The 15542-nt window shown below is 71.1% G+C and carries 15 protein-coding genes; 5 read left to right on the top strand and 10 right to left on the bottom strand.

Annotation, left to right across the window (positions count from 1 at the left end; all coding sequences use genetic code 11):
- Nucleotides 1-193 precede the first annotated feature (193 nt).
- The 5 genes from MBR110_RS03475 to MBR110_RS03455 form a co-directional block, all read right to left on the bottom strand.
- Nucleotides 194-1345, bottom strand: coding sequence for a VanZ family protein (locus MBR110_RS03475; protein ID WP_060044307.1), 1152 nt, complete (start codon nucleotides 1343-1345; stop codon nucleotides 194-196).
- A gap of 19 nt (nucleotides 1346-1364) precedes the next feature.
- On the bottom strand, nucleotides 1365-1988 hold the full coding sequence (locus tag MBR110_RS03470; RefSeq protein ID WP_011886147.1) for an ABC-type transport auxiliary lipoprotein family protein: 624 nt from the start codon (nucleotides 1986-1988) through the stop codon (nucleotides 1365-1367).
- A 118-nt stretch (nucleotides 1989-2106) separates the two neighbouring features.
- Nucleotides 2107-3036: an MlaD family protein gene (locus tag MBR110_RS03465; protein ID WP_011886148.1), complete on the bottom strand. Its 930-nt coding sequence runs from the start codon at nucleotides 3034-3036 to the stop codon at nucleotides 2107-2109.
- 28 nt (nucleotides 3037-3064) lie between these two features.
- The gene (locus MBR110_RS03460) at nucleotides 3065-3973 is read right to left on the bottom strand and encodes an ABC transporter ATP-binding protein (RefSeq protein WP_014723727.1); all 909 of its coding nucleotides are present in this window, start codon (nucleotides 3971-3973) and stop codon (nucleotides 3065-3067) included.
- Entirely contained in the window at nucleotides 3970-5094 is a 1125-nt protein-coding gene (locus MBR110_RS03455; protein WP_011886150.1) for an MlaE family lipid ABC transporter permease subunit, read from the bottom strand. The genes MBR110_RS03460 and MBR110_RS03455 overlap by 4 nt, the downstream gene beginning before the upstream one ends.
- 267 nt (nucleotides 5095-5361) lie before the next feature.
- Here MBR110_RS03455 and MBR110_RS03450 point away from each other — a divergent pair, with 267 nt between their 5' ends.
- The 5 genes from MBR110_RS03450 (at nucleotide 5362) to MBR110_RS03430 (ending at nucleotide 10394) form a co-directional block, all read left to right on the top strand.
- Nucleotides 5362-7428, top strand: coding sequence for a bifunctional 2',3'-cyclic-nucleotide 2'-phosphodiesterase/3'-nucleotidase (locus tag MBR110_RS03450; protein WP_034192528.1), 2067 nt, complete (start codon nucleotides 5362-5364; stop codon nucleotides 7426-7428).
- Between the two features lie 14 nt (nucleotides 7429-7442).
- Complete coding sequence (locus MBR110_RS03445; protein WP_181709248.1) at nucleotides 7443-8288, top strand: tetratricopeptide repeat protein; 846 nt, start codon at nucleotides 7443-7445, stop codon at nucleotides 8286-8288.
- A 94-nt stretch (nucleotides 8289-8382) separates the two neighbouring features.
- Nucleotides 8383-9303, top strand: a complete 921-nt coding sequence (locus MBR110_RS03440) for a biotin--[acetyl-CoA-carboxylase] ligase (protein WP_014723731.1) — start codon at nucleotides 8383-8385, stop codon at nucleotides 9301-9303.
- Nucleotides 9300-10088 carry a type III pantothenate kinase gene (locus tag MBR110_RS03435; RefSeq protein ID WP_014723732.1) on the top strand — a complete coding sequence of 263 codons (789 nt, stop codon included), beginning with the start codon at nucleotides 9300-9302 and terminating at the stop codon, nucleotides 10086-10088. The genes MBR110_RS03440 and MBR110_RS03435 overlap by 4 nt, the downstream gene beginning before the upstream one ends.
- A gap of 63 nt (nucleotides 10089-10151) precedes the next feature.
- Nucleotides 10152-10394 (top strand): hypothetical protein, encoded by a 243-nt coding sequence (locus MBR110_RS03430; RefSeq protein ID WP_011886155.1) that lies wholly within the window; start codon nucleotides 10152-10154, stop codon nucleotides 10392-10394.
- Nucleotides 10395-10413: 19 nt separating this feature from the next.
- Here the strand turns inward: MBR110_RS03430 and rfaE2 are convergent, their stop codons facing one another.
- The 5 genes from rfaE2 to MBR110_RS03405 all read right to left on the bottom strand — a co-directional run bounded on the left by rfaE2 (nucleotide 10414) and on the right by MBR110_RS03405 (nucleotide 15416).
- A complete protein-coding gene (rfaE2, locus tag MBR110_RS03425) occupies nucleotides 10414-10899 on the bottom strand; it encodes a D-glycero-beta-D-manno-heptose 1-phosphate adenylyltransferase (protein ID WP_011886156.1) in 486 nt (161 codons plus the stop codon).
- Between the two features lie 159 nt (nucleotides 10900-11058).
- Complete coding sequence (locus MBR110_RS03420) at nucleotides 11059-11937, bottom strand: ferritin (RefSeq protein ID WP_011886157.1); 879 nt, start codon at nucleotides 11935-11937, stop codon at nucleotides 11059-11061.
- Between the two features lie 558 nt (nucleotides 11938-12495).
- A complete protein-coding gene (locus MBR110_RS03415) occupies nucleotides 12496-13722 on the bottom strand; it encodes a patatin-like phospholipase family protein (protein ID WP_011886158.1) in 1227 nt (408 codons plus the stop codon).
- A gap of 28 nt (nucleotides 13723-13750) precedes the next feature.
- Nucleotides 13751-14512: a PhaM family polyhydroxyalkanoate granule multifunctional regulatory protein gene (locus MBR110_RS03410; RefSeq protein WP_011886159.1), complete on the bottom strand. Its 762-nt coding sequence runs from the start codon at nucleotides 14510-14512 to the stop codon at nucleotides 13751-13753.
- A 76-nt stretch (nucleotides 14513-14588) separates the two neighbouring features.
- Complete coding sequence (locus MBR110_RS03405) at nucleotides 14589-15416, bottom strand: enoyl-CoA hydratase/isomerase family protein (protein WP_014723738.1); 828 nt, start codon at nucleotides 15414-15416, stop codon at nucleotides 14589-14591.
- Nucleotides 15417-15542 lie beyond the last annotated feature (126 nt).

The raw sequence follows: 15542 nt of genomic DNA, 5'->3' as shown, positions 1-15542 counted from the left end.
CGATTATAGCGACCGGCGCGCGGCAACGTCGGCGGCCGGAACGCCGGGCGGCGAGCCGGCGCCGCCCGGGCGCAGCACCAACCCGGCTCCGGTCAAGCTCCGGTCAGCACCGGTCAGCACCGGTCAGCACCGATCAGCTCCGGTCAGCTCCGGTCAGCTCCGGTCAGCTCCGGTCAGCTCCGGTCAGCTCCGGTCAGCTCCGCCCCCGCCCCGGCAGCCACGCATGCTCGACGCGCTGGCCGAGCCAGAGCAGCGCCGCGTACGGCCAGATCCATGCGAGCCAGCGCGCGAGGCTGTTGAAGTGCACGTAGCGGCCCTGCCGCCAGCCCGACAGCGTGAAGTCGAAGAACGGGTTCACCGGAAGCAGGTTCACGAGCGCGACGCCCGCCAACAGCGCGACGGCCGCCAGCAGCGCCCGCCACGCGGGCGGCACGCGCAGCGCGACGAGCGCCGCCGCGAAGCCGAGCTCGATGCCGAGCCGCGCGCCGGGCGTCGCCCACACGACGACGAGGCCGGTGCTCGACTGCATGAAGGTCGCGGCCGCCTTCAGCGCGAGCGTGGCCGCGACGAACGCGATCAGCAGCCGCACGCGGGGCGCGCTCGGGCGCATCGGCAGCGACGCGATCGCGAGCGCCGCGAACAGCATCAGCGCGCCGAGCGCGGCTTCCCATCCGGAATCGGACAGCCAGCCGTCCACGCGCTCGGGCCATTCGCTCACGTGCCATGCGGCCGGCAGCCAGGCGAGCAGCGCGTCCTGCATCGACCGGTCCGCGCGCTCCCACAGCGCGGCCGGCCAGTCGCCGATGCCGAACAGGAACGGCGACGGAAACAGGATCGCGAACGGCCACAGCGCACCGAGCAGCAGCGGCGTCGCGCCGTCGGCCTCGAACCACGCGAAGCGCAGCCGCCGCAACGCACCGCGATCGAGCAGCGCGCCGGTGGCCGGCGCCGCGAGCGACGCGCCGAGCAGCGCGCCGAGCGCATTGGCGCCGAGATCGAGATTGGACGCGACGCGCGTCGGCAGATAGGTCTGCAGCGCCTCCATCGTCCCCGACAGCAGCACGCCGAGCCCCGTCACCACCAGCGTCGCGGCGACGCCGCGCCAGCGCGGATGAAGCGCGAGCACGCCGAGCGCGCCGAACGGCATGTAGCCGAGCACGTTGGTGGCCACGTCGAACACGGTCACGTAACGCTGCAGCGGCGCGAACAGATAGTCGAACGGCCCGATGCCGAGCGACACCCAGCCTTCGAACGGATACAGCGACGCATAGACGACGAGCGCCGCGTACGCGGCGAACGCCTGCAGCGCGAGCGACGAGGCGCGCGGCATGCGTATCGCGTTCATCGCGGCGGCGCGGCGCGCGTCACGGCGTGCCCGCGTACGCCTGCACGCCGACCCACGCGGCGATCTGCGCGACCAGCTCATCGCTCGCGGCGGCCAGCGCGCTCGCGCCGCCGGCCGCATCGGGCGTGCTCGACGGCGCGCGCGAGACGAACGTGTGCTGACCGAGCACCTTGCCGTCCTGCATCAACGTCGCGCGCGCGGTGACGGCGCCGTGACTCTGCGATTGCCCGTCGAACACCTGCTCGAACTCGGTGAGGTCGACCTTCAGCGTCGGCGCGCGCACGCCGTCGGAGCCTTCGAGCACCGCGCCGCGCGACGACAACGCCGCGCGCAGGCGCTGCGTGAGCAGTTGCGCGGGCGGCGCGGTCCAGCGGCTGTCGCGATAGACGGCCGTGCGCTGCGCGTCCGCATACGCGAGGCGGTAGACGAACTTGTCGGAGTCGAGCGCGTCGGGCGCGGCGATGTCGAGCACCTTCAGCGCCGAGCCCGTGCCGGTCGAGCCGACCGTCGCGGCCGGCCCGAGGTCGTAGCGGACGTTCGACAGCGCCGCACTGTTGCCGGCGCAGCCGGCGGCGAGGGCGAGCGTCAGCAGCGCGAGCGCGGTCGCGGCCGGGCGCAGCGCGCGTTCGAGGATTCGTGGCATGGCATGTTCCTGCATGAGGTTTCCGGTTTCGATGACGTCGTCGCGCGGGCGTCGCGGCCCGCCGACCGACGGCGGCCGCGGCGGCGGGTTACAGCGGGCGGCAGCGCATGGCGGCGCGCTACTTCGCGGCCGTCGTACCCGGCCAGACGAAGCCCGCCTCGCCGGGGCCCGGCGCGGGGCCGGGCGAGCCGAACAACAGACTGCTCGGATTGCGGCCGAGTTCACCCGCGACGTCCTTCAATTGCCGCGACGCATCGCCGACGCTGCCCGCCAGCGCGTTGAAGCGCGGCAGCGTGTCGTACTGCACGCGTGCGTTCAGGTCGTTCAGCGCGACGCCGACCTGCTCGGCCGCCGAGCCGGCCTTGTTCAGGTTCGCGACGAGCGGGCCGTTCGGCTGCAGCAGCGTGTTCGCGGACGCCATCGCGCGATCGACCTGATGCATCGTGTCGGGCAGCGCGGCCACCGCCGGCTCGAGCTGCTTCGACAGGGCCGCCGCGCCGTCCGCCGCGTGCTGCAGGCTCGCGGCCGTCGCGAGCAGCTGCGCGCGCATCTCCGGCGACATCAGCTCGTTCGCGCTTTTGGCCGCCTGTTCGAGCTGCCGCAGCAGCACGTCGCCGCGCTCCTGGATCTGGTCGAACAGGCTCGGCCGCATCGGAATCTGCGCGATCGACTTCGACGACGACGGCAGCGGCGCGAGGTCGCGGCCGGTGTCCTCGAGCTGCACGAACGCGATGCCCGTCACGCCCTGGAAGCCCAGGCTGCCGTAAGTGGACTGCGTGATCGGCGCGTCGTGGTCGACGAGAATCCGGATGCGGATCTGGCCCGGATGGGTACGGTCGAAGCCGATCGACTGCACCTTGCCGACGTCGAGCCCGCGAAAGCGCACGGCCGCATCGGGGAACAGCCCCGTCACGTTGGTGCGCGCGAGCAGGTCGTACGGCACGCGCACGGTGCGGTCGACGTTGAACCAGAACACGGTGCCCGCGATCGCCAGCGTCAGCGCGATCGTGAACAGGCCGGCCCAGAACGCGTGTGATTTGTTTTCCATTCGCGGGTTCCTTGCTTGATGCGTTCGTCTACAGCTCGACGCTCGACAGCGCCGGTTCGAGGGCCGCCTTCGGCAGCTTCGCGCGCCGCTCGGGCGGCAGCGCCTGCAATGCGCGGCGCCCGCGCAGCCCCAGGAAATATTCGTGGATGAACGGATGGTCGACGCCCGCGGCCTCCTCGACCGGCGCCGCGACCAGCACCTTGCGATCGGCCAGCACCGCGACGCGCGTCGACAGCGCGACCATCGTGTCGAGGTCGTGCGTGACCATCACGACGGTCAGCCCGAGCGTGCGGTGCAGCGTCCCGATCAGCTCGACGAATTCGTCGGAGGCCTGCGGGTCGAGGCCGGCCGTCGGCTCGTCGAGGAACAGCAGCTCCGGCTCGAGCGCGATCGCGCGCGCGATGCCGACGCGCTTGATCATCCCGCCCGACAGCGCGGCCGGCATCTTCGACGCATGCTTGCCCGGCAGCCCGACCATCTCGAGCTTGAGCATCACGATGTCGTGCAGCAGGTCTGCCGGCACGCGGCCGAGCTCGCGCAGCGGCTGCGCGATGTTGTCGAACACCGTCATCGACGAGAACAGCGCGCCTTGCTGGAACAGCATCCCCGAGCGCGTGCGCATCAGCCGCGCGCTCGCTTCGTCGATCGTCGACGTATCCTCGCCGAACACCTTGATCGTGCCCGACGTCGGCCGCTCGAGGCCGAGGATCTGCCGCACCAGCGTCGTCTTGCCCGAGCCGGAGCCGCCGACGATCGCGACGATCTCGCCGCGCCGCACGTCGAAATCGAGCTTCTGGTGGACGATGTTGCGCCCGTAGCGCTTGGTGAGGTTGCGCACCTCGATCACGAGCTCGCCGCCGGGCGCGCCAGGTGCGGCGCCGGCCGCGCCCGCGCCGGCTGCCGCGGGCTGCGCGGCGGGATGGTCAGACGTGCTCATCCGAGCCCCACGTTCTGAAACAGGATCGCGAACACCGCGTCGGCGAGGATCACGACCGTGATCGACGTGACGACCGACGTCGTCGTGCCTTCGCCGAGGCTCTGCGAGTTCGCCTTGATCCGGAAGCCGAAATGACAGGCGACCAGCGCGATCAGCATCCCGAACACGACGCCCTTGCCGACGCCGATGTACAGGTTCGCGATCGGCACGACGCCCGGCAGCGAACGCACGAAATAGTTGAAGTCGATCGCGAGCACGAACTTCGCGGCGAGCGCGCCGCCGGTCAGCGCGATGATGTTGGTCCACATCACCAGCAGCGGCATCGCGACGCCAAGCGCCAGCACGCGCGGCAGCACCAGCCGCAGCCCGTGCGGGATGCCCATCACGCGCATCGCGTCGAGCTCCTCGGTCACGCGCATCACGCCGATCCGCGCGGTGATCGCCGAGCCCGAGCGGCCCGCGACCAGGATCGCCGACAACACGGGGCCGAGCTCGCGGATCACCGACAGCCCGAGGATGTTCACGATGTAGCGGTTCGCGCCGAACATCTGCAGCTGCTGCGCGGACAGATAGCTGAGCACGATGCCGATCAGGAACGCGACCAGCGCGGTGATCGGCAGCGCCTGCGCGCCGGCGCTGTAGATGTTCGCCGAGGTTTCCTTCCACGGCATCGTCTGCGGCCGGCGCAGCACCGACAGCGCGTCGAGGATCACGCGGCCGAACATCGCGATGCCGCCCTGCAGATGCTCGCCGAACGTGAAGATCGCCAGCCCGAGGCGCGTGACCGGATCGAATCGCACGACGCGCTCGGGCGCCTCGCGCTGGCTGTCGAGACGCTCGATGCGCTCGAAGATGGTGCGCTGCGTGTCGCTCAGCTCGACGCCGGCCGGCAGCTTGCGGCCCCATACGCGCCACAGCGCCTGGCCGCCGACGTGGTCGAGCCGCTCGATGCCCGACAGATCCCATTCGCGCGGGCGCGCGGACGCGAGGCCCGCGACGCGGCGCGTGATGGCGCCGCGATTGCGGGCGAGCGCGAGCGCGGTCCACTGGCCGTACAGGCGCACCGTCTGGCCCTGTTCGCCGGCGTCGACGGACAGCCCGGGAGGAGTGTCGATGTCCAAGGGCGGGTTGTTTGCAAAAAAATGTCAGCGCCCATTGTATCGAACCGCCCGGCGCCGCGACGTGACGATGCCCATCCCACGCCCGTGCGGCGGCGCATTGCCGCGGCGGCAGCGCGGCGAGCGCTGCCTGCGGCGCGCCACCTTTCATTCTTCCGTCATGTTTCCTTTCGATACTCTCACGCGCCGCACATCAGGCCGTCGGCACCCGCGCCGCCATCGCGCCGCGCACCGCGTGACCCATAGAACAGAACCCGAACAGGACAATCGATGCGTCTCCCCCCGCTTTCCCGCCGCCGCGTGCGCACCGCCGCCGCGCTCGCCTCCCTCGCGTTCGCGCTCGCCGGTTGCGGCGGCGACGACGTCACCGCTTCGGCGCCGCAAACGCAGGCCCAGGCGCCCGCCGGCACGACGGCGACGCTCGCGCTGCTCGAAACGACCGACCTGCACACCAACGTGCTGTCGTACGACTATTTCAAGCTCGCCGCCGACAACTCGCTCGGCTTCGAGCGCGTGTCGACGCTGATCGCGCAGGCGCGCGCGCAGTATCCGAACTCGCTGCTGCTCGACAACGGCGACACGATCCAGGGCACCGCGCTGGCCGACTACCAGGCGCTCGTGAAGCCGCTCGGCTGCGACCAGACGCTCGCGATCTACAAGGTGATGAACGCCGCCAGATTCGACGGCGGCGGGATCGGCAACCACGAATTCAACTACGGGCTGCCGTACCTGTCGCAGGTCACCGGCAACACGTTCGACGTCGACGGGCTGCCGGCCCCCGCGCAGCAGAAGAAGTGCGCGGGGCCGAACTTCCCGCAGGTGCTCGCCAACGTGATCAGCGCGAAGACCAACGCGCCGCTGTTCACGCCGTACACGATCCTCACGCGCACGGTCACGGCCGTCACGCCCGACGGCAAGACGGTCAGCGCGCCCGTGAAGGTCGGCATCATCGGCTTCACGCCGCCCGCGATCATGAGCTGGGACAAGCGCTGGCTCGACGGCAAGGTCTATACGACCGGCCTGAAGGAAGCGGCGGAAAAGTACATCCCCGAGATGCGCGCGAAGGGCGCCGATCTGGTCGTGGCGATCTCGCACGGCGGGCTCGACAACACGGCGTATTCGCCGACGATGGAAAACGGCAGCTGGTGGCTGTCGACCGTGCCGGGCATCGACGCGATGCTGATCGGCCATTCGCACCAGGTGTTCCCCGACGCGAACAGCACGGTCGCACAATTCAACCTGCCGGGCGTCGACAAGGTGAAGGGCACCGTCAACGGCGTGCCGACCGTGATGGCGAACTACTGGGGCAAGCATCTGGGCGTGATCAAGCTCGGGCTGAAGTTCGACGGCAAGACCTGGAGCGTCGACAAGTCGCAGACCACCGTCGAGGCGCGGCCGATCCAGAACGCCGACAAGAGCTACGTCGCGGCCGATCCGTCGGTGTCCGCGGCGATCGCGGCCGAGCACCAGGCGACCATCGACTACGTGAAGACGCCGATCGGCTCGACCGACTACCGGATGAACTCGTACTTCGCGGACGTCGGCGATCCGGGCGCGATCCAGATCGTCAACGAGGCGCAGGCCGACTACGTGAAGACCTACGTGCAGGCGAACCTGCCGCAGTACGCGTCGCTGCCGGTGCTGTCGGTGAGCGCGCCGTTCAAGAGCGGCTTCGGCGGCGGCAGCGACTACACCGACGTCGCGCCGGGCGCGCTGGCGATCAACAACGCGGCCGACCTGTACCTGTATCCGAACACCGTGTATGCGGTGAAGGTGAGCGGCGCCGACGTGAAGAACTGGCTCGAGACGGCCGCCAAGCGCTTCAACACGATCGACCCGACCAAGGCGACCGTGCAGCCGCTCGTCAGCAGCTTCCCCGGCTACAACTTCGACATGTTCACGTCGGCCGACCTCGCCTACGAGATCGACGTCACGCAGCCGGTCGGCAGCCGCATTCGAAACCTGACGTACAAGGGCGCGCCGCTCGACCCGAACGCGCAGTTCATCGTCGCGACCAACAACTACCGCGCGAGCGGCGGCGGCAACTTCCCGGGCCTCGACGGCAGCAAGACGATCTTCGCGTCGCCCGACGCGAACCGCGACGTGCTGATCGCGTTCATCAAGAAGCGCGGCACGATCACGCGCGCGGCGGACGGCGCGCAGCGCAGCTGGCGCTTCACGAAGCTCGCCAGCTCGCTCGCGCACGTGCGGTTCACGTCGGCGCCGAACCGGCTCGCCGACGCGACGGCCGCCGGCCTGACCGGCCTCACGCAGGTCACCGCCGACGACGGCTCGGGCAAGAACCTCGCCATCTACGAGATCGACCTCACGCAATGACGACGCGAGCCACGATGCAACCGATCCGCACCATGCGACCGGCCGAGGCCGGTTTCCCCGCCGCCGTGCGGCGTCTCGTGCGCGCGAAGCTGCCGCCGGCCGCGTTGCTGGCGGCGGCGGCCGTGACCGTCGCGGCGGTGGTCGCGGCGACCGGCTGGCGCGCGGCCGGCCCGGCGCCGAGCGCCGCGCAGATCGACGAGTGGCAGGCGATGGTCGCGCAGGCCGTCGAACCGCACGCGCTCGCGCAATTGCGCACGCTCGCGCGCCGCGGCTCGGCCGACGCGCAGGCTGCGCTCGGCATCGCGCTAGTCGACGCGCGCGAGGCGGGGCTGCGCGACGAGGGGCGCAACTGGCTCGAAACCGCGGCGCGGGCCGACGGACAAACCGACGCACCGGCCGCACGACGGGCGCAGCTCGCGCTCGGCAAGGCGCTGCTGCTCGGCAGCGGCGACCTGCCGAAGGACTACGCGCGCGCCCGCGCGCTGCTCGGCGAAGCGGCCGGCCACGGCGAAGCGGCGGCCGCGTACTACCTCGGGCTGATCTACCGCAGCGGCTATGGCACCGCGGCCGATCCCGCGCGGGCCGCGCAGTGGTTCGAGCGCGCCGCGCGCGCCGACATCCCGGCCGCGGACTTCATGCTCGCGAACGCGTACCGCGACGGCAGCGGCGTGCCGCGCGACGAAGCGCGCGCGCTCGCGCTGTATCGCCGCGCGGCGGAGCATGAGCTGCCGGAAGCCGTGCAGACGCTCGCGATGGCGTATCGCAACGGCGAGCTGGGGCTGCGGCCCGACGCGACCGAGTTCCACGCGCAGTGGATCGAAACAGCGCATGCATTGAAACATCCGGTGATCGCGCCGTGATGGCGGGGCGGGTGCGTGCAACCGCCAATCGCAGGCACCCGCCCGACGCGCCGCCCGGCACGCGCGGCCGCGCCCTGTCGCTACAATAGGCGCCATGAACGCCCCGACCTCCTCCGACAAGCCCGAAGCCGGCGACGCGCACATCGCGCGCAACCGGCTCGACGCCCATCTGGACGCCGCGCCGCGCGCGTGGCCGCTCGACATCGTCGCCGCCACCGGCTCGACCAACGCCGACCTGGCAAACCGCCTGAAGGCGCTGCCGCGCACCGCGAACGCGCTGCCCGCGCCGCTCGTGCGCGTCGCGTTCGAGCAGACGGCCGGCCGCGGCCGGCAAGGCCGTCCGTGGTTCGCGCAGCCCGGCAACGCGCTGCTGTGCTCGGTCGGCTGCATCGTGCCGCGCCCCGTCGACGCGCTCAGCGGCCTGAGCATCGCGATCGGCGTCGCGCTCGCGGAAGGGCTCGCGACGCTGCCGCTCGACGGCGGCACGCGCGTCGCGCTCAAATGGCCGAACGACCTGCTGCTGACCAGCACCGAAGGCGACACCACGCGCATCGCCGGCAAGCTCGCCGGCATCCTGATCGAGACGGTGTGGAACACCGACGACGCCACCGCGGTCGTGATCGGCTTCGGCATCAACGTGCGCGGCGCGCAAGCGGTCGCCGCGCAGGTCGATGCGCTGCGCGCGCGCGACGCGGCGCTCGCGAGCGGGTTGCCGCCGGCCGCGCTGTCCGCGGCTTGCGCATCGGCGAATCTCACCGACACGCTCGCTGCGGCGCTGAACGCGCTCACGCCGGCGCTCGCCCAGTTCGCGAGCGACGGGCTGGCGCCATTCGTGCCGCGCTGGCACGCGCTGCACGCCTATGCGGGACGCGAGGTCGTGCTGCTCGAACAGGGCGTCGAGCGCGCGCGCGGCATCGCGACGGGCATCGACGCGACCGGCCGCCTGCTGCTCGACACGCCGGACGGCGTGCAGGCGATCGCCGCCGGCGACGTGTCGCTGCGCGAAGCGCAATGAGCGCACCGCATCTGCTGATCGACGCCGGCAACAGCCGGATCAAATGGGCGCTCGCCGACGCGCAGCGCGCGCTCGTCGCGAGCGGCGCGTTCGGCCATACGCGCGACGGCGGCGCCGATCCCGACTGGTCGGCGCTGCCGCATCCGCAAGGCGCGTGGATCTCGAACGTCGCGGGCGCCGACGTGGCCGCCCGCCTCGACGCGTTGCTCGACGCGCAGTGGCCGGCGCTGCCGCGCACGACGATCCGCGCGCGCGCCGCGCAGTGCGGCGTGACGAACGGCTATACGTCGCCCGAGCAGCTCGGCAGCGATCGCTGGGCCGGCCTGATCGGCGCCCATGCGGCGTTCCCGGACGAGCACCTGCTGATCGCGACGTTCGGCACCGCGACGACGCTCGAAGCGTTGCGCGCGGACGGCCGCTTCACCGGCGGGCTGATCGCGCCCGGTTGGGCGCTGATGATGCGTGCGCTCGGCACGCACACCGCACAGTTGCCGACGCTGAGCACCGACATCGCGAGCGGACTGCTCGCCGACGCGCGCGCCGAACCGTTTCAGATCGACACGCCGCGCTCGCTGTCGGCCGGCTGCCTGTACGCGCAGGCGGGTTTGATCGAACGCGCGTGCCGCGATCTCGCCGCCGCGTGGCAGGCGCCGGTGCGGCTCGTGCTGGCGGGCGGCGCGGCGGACGACGTCGCGCGCGCGCTGACGCTGCCGCATACGCGGCACGACGGGCTGATTCTGTCCGGGCTCGCGCTGATTGCCGCGGAGGGCGCGGCGCGGGACTGACGCACCCCGGACGGCATTGCGCCGGACGGCGGAACGACTGAACCATGAAGAGGAGTGTCGACGATGCTGCGCTGGCTGATCGCTGTTCTCTTTCTCGCCAACATGCTCGCGTTCGTCGCGGTGCGCGGCGTGTTCGGGCCGCTGCCGGCGGCCGGCCCGCGCGAACCGGGCGTGCTGGAGCGGCAGGTGCATCCGGAGGTGTTACGGGCAACGCCGCTCGCGCAGGCGACCGATCAGCCGGTGATCGGCGCGCCGATCGCCGCGCCGGCCGTCACTGCGGAGCCGTTGCCGGCCTCGGCGCCGTGACGGTGCGGTGCGCGGCGGCTCAAGGCTGCTGCGCGCGCACCTTCTTCAGCAACGCCGTGGTCGACCGATCGTGCTCGAACGGAATCGCGAGCGCGCGCCCGCCCCAACCGCGCACGAGCGCCGACTCCGGCAGCGCATCCATGTCGTAGTCGCCGCCCTTCACGAGGATGTCCGGACGGACGGCCTCGATCAGCGACACCGGCGTCTTCTCCTCGAACTTCACGACCCAGTCGACGCTCTCCAGCGCCGCGAGCAGCGCCATCCGGTCGTCGTCGCGATTGATCGGGCGATCGTCGCCCTTGCCGAGCATGCGCACCGACGCATCGCTGTTCACGCCGACGATCAGGCAGGCGCCGAGCGCCTTCGCATCGGCGAGATACGTGACGTGGCCGCGATGCAGGATGTCGAACACACCGTTGGTGAAGACGACGGGCGAAGGCAGCGAGGCGCGCAGGGCGACCAGCGCGTCGCGGGTGATCAGCTTGCGTTCGAAAGTAGCGGGCATGATGAAGGTCGGATGGCGTGGGCGGCACACGCTGCGCGTCGCGACGCAACGCGGCGGCGCCAGATAAAAAGCCCGCCGGACCACCGGGCGGGCTTCATGCGTCGAACGACGGCGAACGCGGCCGGCGCAGCATCACGCCGGCTGCGACGCCGCGCGGCCTCAGGCCGGCTGCGCGGCCGACGACGGGCCGCTTTCGGCTTGCAGGCGGTTCGTGACTTCCTTGCGATAGCGGTTCAGCTCCTGCGCGGTCGCGAAGGTGCGCTCGAACAGGATCGACAGGTTGTGCAGGATGCGGTCGACGACCTTCTTTTCCCACTCGCCGTCGAAGCGGATCTGCTCGTCGAGCCAGCGCTCGAGCCATTCCGGATCGGGCAGGCGCGACTGCACGGTGTCGCGCGGGAACAGCGCCTGGTTCACGTGCAGGTTGGTCGGGTGCAGCGGCTTCTCGGTGCGGCGCGCCGACGCCATCAGCACGCCGATCTTCGCGAACGCCGCGCGCGCGACGTCGCCGCAGTTGTTCAGCGCCTTCTTCATGTAGCGCAGATACGCGCCGCCGTGGCGCGCTTCATCGCGCGAGATCGTTTCGTAGATGTGCTTGATCACCGGCTCGGTGTGCCAGTCGGCCGCGCAGCGATACCAGTGATTCAGGCGGATCTCGCCGCAGAAGTGCAGCATCAATGTTTCGAGCGGCGGCGCCGGATCGAACTCGAAGCGCACCGCGTGCAGTTCCTCTTCGGTCGGCACCATTTCCGGCCGGAAGCGGCGCAGGTATTCCATCAGCACCAGCGAATGCTTCTGCTCTTCGAAGAACCACACGCTCATGAATGCGGAAAAATCGCTGTCGTGCTGGTTGTCGCGCAGGAACATTTCGGTCGCGGGCAGCGCCGACCATTCGGTGATCGCGTTCATCTTGATCGTCTTCGCCTGCTCGTCGGTGAGCAGCGATGCGTCGAACTTGTCCCACGGAATGTCCTTCTCCATGTCCCAGCGGACTGCCTCGAGCGACCTGTAAAGTTCCGGATAAAGCATGGTGTTCATGATGGTCCCACCCCTGTTCTGCGCAATGCGACTTCTCTAAACGTGACTGTTGCCGCAGCGGCGCGCGAACGCGCTTTTTGCAGCCAAGACTCTAATTTTACGCGGGAAACCGGCCCCCGGACGCAGATTCCACGTCCGGCAGCCGGGCGGCCGCGCTGCCGCCCTGAAGCACGCCGCGGCCCCGCTCCGTTCGAACGGAACCGGCTGCGCGTGCCCGATGTGGTGGCCGGCGCAAGCCGGCCCGTTGGCGAACCTGCCCGGCGCGACGCGGCTCCAGGCGGAATCGCGCACAGCGGCCGGCAAGCAGACTGCTCGATATGGTGTATACGGCGGCGGCCATGATAGCACGCGGGCATGACGGTTCCGAGACGCCCGCCCGGTCGCGCGCCGCCAATGGCGGTGCGACGAACGGTCGCGGGGCGCGCGTCGCGAAACACAACGGGCGCCTGCGCCGGCGCACTGCTCGCAGTCGCCGCGCAGCTGGAAAACGGTGGGGCGACTGTGCTCGACGTCACCGGCCTCGCGCGGTCGCGCCGCGTCGAGCCGCGCGGCATCGCATCAGACCCGCATTTCACCAGCCGGCCGACCGTCTTCGGACCGGGCGCCGGGCACCGCCGCGCTGCCGCCGTCGGCGCCCGCGATCCATGCGGCCAGCGTGTCGCGCTGCGCGCGGCCGTCGCGGTAGCCGAGTTCGATCAGTTCGCGCGTGAACGCCTCCTCGAACAGCAGATAGCTCGCGAACGACGCGCCGGCCGGCTGGCTGCCGCCGACCGCGCCGAGCAGCCCGCGCATCGTCACCGGCATCTGCTTCAGGTGCTTCGCGGCGATCAGCTCGATGCGCTCGGACGGCGCGATCGCGAGCACGTCGACGTGCCGCCAGCCGCTGTCCAGCTCGACCTGGTGCGGCAGGTGTTCGATCATCCGGTTGATGTGCTCGATGCGTTCGATGTCCGAGCCGATCGAGTCGAGAAACACGCTGGCGAGCACCTGCTGGCCGATCTGCGCGAGCGTCGGATAGCCGCGCACCAGCCCCGAGCCGTTCGGCGCCGGGATTTCCGGCCGCGGATCGGCCGCGCCGATCACGACGATCCGGTCCGCGCCGAAGTGGATCGCCGGCGACAGCGGCGCGACCTGCCGGATCGAACCGTCGCCGAAGTATTCGATCTGGCCGTCGAGCACGAGCGGCACCGCGGGGAACACGAACGGAATCGCCGACGACGCGAGCAGGTGCGACGCCGACAGATCGACGAGTCGCGCGGTGCGCTGCGCGCGCCGCCATGCCTGGATCGGCTCGGCGGCCTGGTAGAAGGTCAGATGGCGGCCGCTCGAGTAGCTCAGCGCGGTGATCGACAGCGCATGCAGCAGCCGGCTCTCGAGCATCTGCTCGATCCGGTGGAAGCTCAGCTCGCGCTGCAGCAGGTGCGCGAGCGGCGCGTTGTCGAGCAGCCCGCGCGGCGAGCGGCGCGCCGCCCAGCCGAACGTCATCGTCGCGAGCCAGCGCGCACCCGCCGCCGCGATGCCGAGCCAGTCGGTGCGATACACGTAGTCGGCGCGCAGCGGCTCCCAGAATTCGAGCAGGCGCCGCACGCCGTGCGAGAAATCGTCGGCGTGGCTCGCGATCGACGTCGCATTGATCGCGCCGGCCGACGACCCGCAGACCACCGCGAACGGCGTCGTATGGCGGAGCGGATCGGCCTCGCGCGCGATCTCGGCCAGCGCCTTGAGCACGCCGACCTGATACGCGGCGCGTGCGCCGCCGCCCATCAGCACGAGCGCGAGTCGCATGGTCGGCCTGCAGGCTAGGTGCGAAGCGTCACGTCGAGCGCTTCGGCGGACGCGTTTCCGGCGACGACGCCGCGGCCGCGCGCGCGGCCGCCGAGCCGGCCGGCTTCGCCCGCTTCGCGGCCGGCTTGCGTGGCGCGGCTGCGCCCGCGCCCGCCGACCCAGCCGGTGCCGCCGCCGCCGCCGGTGCCGGCGCACCCGCGGCCGGCTCGGGCGCCGCGTCGGCCGGCGCCCCGGGCTGCGCGCCCGGCTGCGCCATCGCGAGACTCGCGAGCTGGTTGAACTGCGTCTGCAGCAGGTTCCACCAGCCGGCCGGATCGAACGGCTGCTGCGCGGCGTCGCCGGCCGCGGGCGCGTCGGCGTCCGGCGCCGGCTGGCTCGCCTCGGCGCGCGGCGCGGACGCGGCCTGCGCCGCCGCGACCGCGGCTTCCTCGGCGGCCGACATCGAGCTTTGCGCGAACGCGCCGAACGCGCGCAGCGTCGCGAGCGTCGCGCGTTGCACCTCGAGCGCCTGGATCGCCGATTGCAGCATGCCGAGATTGAGCTTGAGCCACTGCTCGACCGCGCGCAGATCGGTGATCCGCTTGTCGAGCTCCTCGACGCTCGTGAGCGGCGTCATCATGTCGGACATGCTCGACAGCGACGGCGGCAGCCCCGACGCGGCGCCGGGAAACGACGCCATCCCGCCGAACGGCGACATCCGCATCATGTCCCACATCCGGTCGAGCATGTCGGCGGGCTTGAAGCCGGCGAAGCCGGCGAAAGGATTGGAGCCGGGGGCATCGGTCGTCATACGGGCATCCTGGTTGACTGGGTGAGCGAAGCGGCCGGCACGGGCCGCGCCGCGTGTGATTCGATCATAGCGCGCGTCAGAACGGCGCGTCCGGGGAGAAATCGGGTGCGCGCCGCTCGCGCAGCGAACGGATGCCTTCCCGCACGTCCGGCCCGGAAAAACCCATGAATTCGAGCGCGAGCGACGAATCGAAGGTCGGCCCGGCGCTGCGCAGCCAGTTGTTCAGCGCGTACTTGGTCCAGCGGATCGCCGACTGCGAGCCGTGCGCGAGCCGCTCGGCCACTTCGTACGCCTTCGGCAGCAGCGCGTCCGGCTCGACTGCGAGCGACACGAGGCCGATCCGCTCGGCCTCGGCGCCGCTCACCGGCTCGCACAGCAGCAGGTAGTACTTCGCCTTCGCCATCCCGCACAGCAGCGGCCAGACGATCGCCGCATGATCGCCGGCCGCGACGCCGAGCCGCGTATGGCCGTCGATGATGCGCGCGTCGTTCGCGGCGATCGAGATGTCGGCGAGCAGGCCCGCGACGAGCCCCGCGCCCACCGCCGGTCCGTGCATCGCCGACACGATCGGCTTGCTGCAGTTGATCACGTTGTAGACGAGGTCGCGCGCCTCGCGCCACACGCGCGCACGCACGTCGAAGTCGTCGGCCATCGCCTCGACGAGCGCGAGATCGCCGCCCGCCGAAAAGCCCTTGCCCTCGCCGCGGATCACCGCGACCCGCGTGTCGGGATCGCGGTCGACGTCGCGCCAGATGTCGGCCAGCTCGCGATGCATCCGCGCGTTCGCTGTGGCGAGGCCGCTGCGGTTCGCGCCCTCGCCGCTCATCACGATGTCGAGCACGCCATGCGCGCGACGCGTCACCTTCAATGCTTCGTAACCGCCATAGGCGGCAAGATCGGCCATGCCCAGCTCCCGGGTTCGTGGGTCGGTTGAAACGCCTGAATCGAGTGTAGCCAAGCCCGCGCGGGCAAACATCGGGCGAAACCCGGCGCGCGGGCCGGCCGCGGCGCGCGCGTCAGACCGCGCGTC

Origin of the sequence: Burkholderia sp. MBR-1 (genome assembly GCF_013822785.1) — a bacterium.
GTDB lineage: Bacteria > Pseudomonadota > Gammaproteobacteria > Burkholderiales > Burkholderiaceae > Burkholderia > Burkholderia vietnamiensis.
Note: the sequence above shows the minus strand (reverse complement) of the source record. Positions and strands in the feature narration are given on the sequence as shown.

Excerpts from the sequence above, each read along its gene's own strand:
- MBR110_RS03475 (WP_060044307.1), bottom strand. The coding sequence starts at position 1,345 with ATGAACGCGATACGCATGCCGCGCGCCTCGTCGCTCGCGCTGCAGGCG.
- MBR110_RS03470 (WP_011886147.1), bottom strand. The coding sequence starts at position 1,988 with ATGCCACGAATCCTCGAACGCGCGCTGCGCCCGGCCGCGACCGCGCTC.
- MBR110_RS03465 (WP_011886148.1), bottom strand. The coding sequence starts at position 3,036 with ATGGAAAACAAATCACACGCGTTCTGGGCCGGCCTGTTCACGATCGCG.
- MBR110_RS03460 (WP_014723727.1), bottom strand. The coding sequence starts at position 3,973 with ATGAGCACGTCTGACCATCCCGCCGCGCAGCCCGCGGCAGCCGGCGCG.
- MBR110_RS03450 (WP_034192528.1), top strand. The coding sequence starts at position 5,362 with ATGCGTCTCCCCCCGCTTTCCCGCCGCCGCGTGCGCACCGCCGCCGCG.
- MBR110_RS03445 (WP_181709248.1), top strand. The coding sequence starts at position 7,443 with ATGCAACCGATCCGCACCATGCGACCGGCCGAGGCCGGTTTCCCCGCC.
- MBR110_RS03440 (WP_014723731.1), top strand. The coding sequence starts at position 8,383 with ATGAACGCCCCGACCTCCTCCGACAAGCCCGAAGCCGGCGACGCGCAC.
- MBR110_RS03435 (WP_014723732.1), top strand. The coding sequence starts at position 9,300 with ATGAGCGCACCGCATCTGCTGATCGACGCCGGCAACAGCCGGATCAAA.
- MBR110_RS03430 (WP_011886155.1), top strand. The coding sequence starts at position 10,152 with ATGCTGCGCTGGCTGATCGCTGTTCTCTTTCTCGCCAACATGCTCGCG.
- rfaE2 (WP_011886156.1), bottom strand. The coding sequence starts at position 10,899 with ATGCCCGCTACTTTCGAACGCAAGCTGATCACCCGCGACGCGCTGGTC.
- MBR110_RS03420 (WP_011886157.1), bottom strand. The coding sequence starts at position 11,937 with ATGAACACCATGCTTTATCCGGAACTTTACAGGTCGCTCGAGGCAGTC.
- MBR110_RS03415 (WP_011886158.1), bottom strand. The coding sequence starts at position 13,722 with ATGCGACTCGCGCTCGTGCTGATGGGCGGCGGCGCACGCGCCGCGTAT.
- MBR110_RS03410 (WP_011886159.1), bottom strand. The coding sequence starts at position 14,512 with ATGACGACCGATGCCCCCGGCTCCAATCCTTTCGCCGGCTTCGCCGGC.
- MBR110_RS03405 (WP_014723738.1), bottom strand. The coding sequence starts at position 15,416 with ATGGCCGATCTTGCCGCCTATGGCGGTTACGAAGCATTGAAGGTGACG.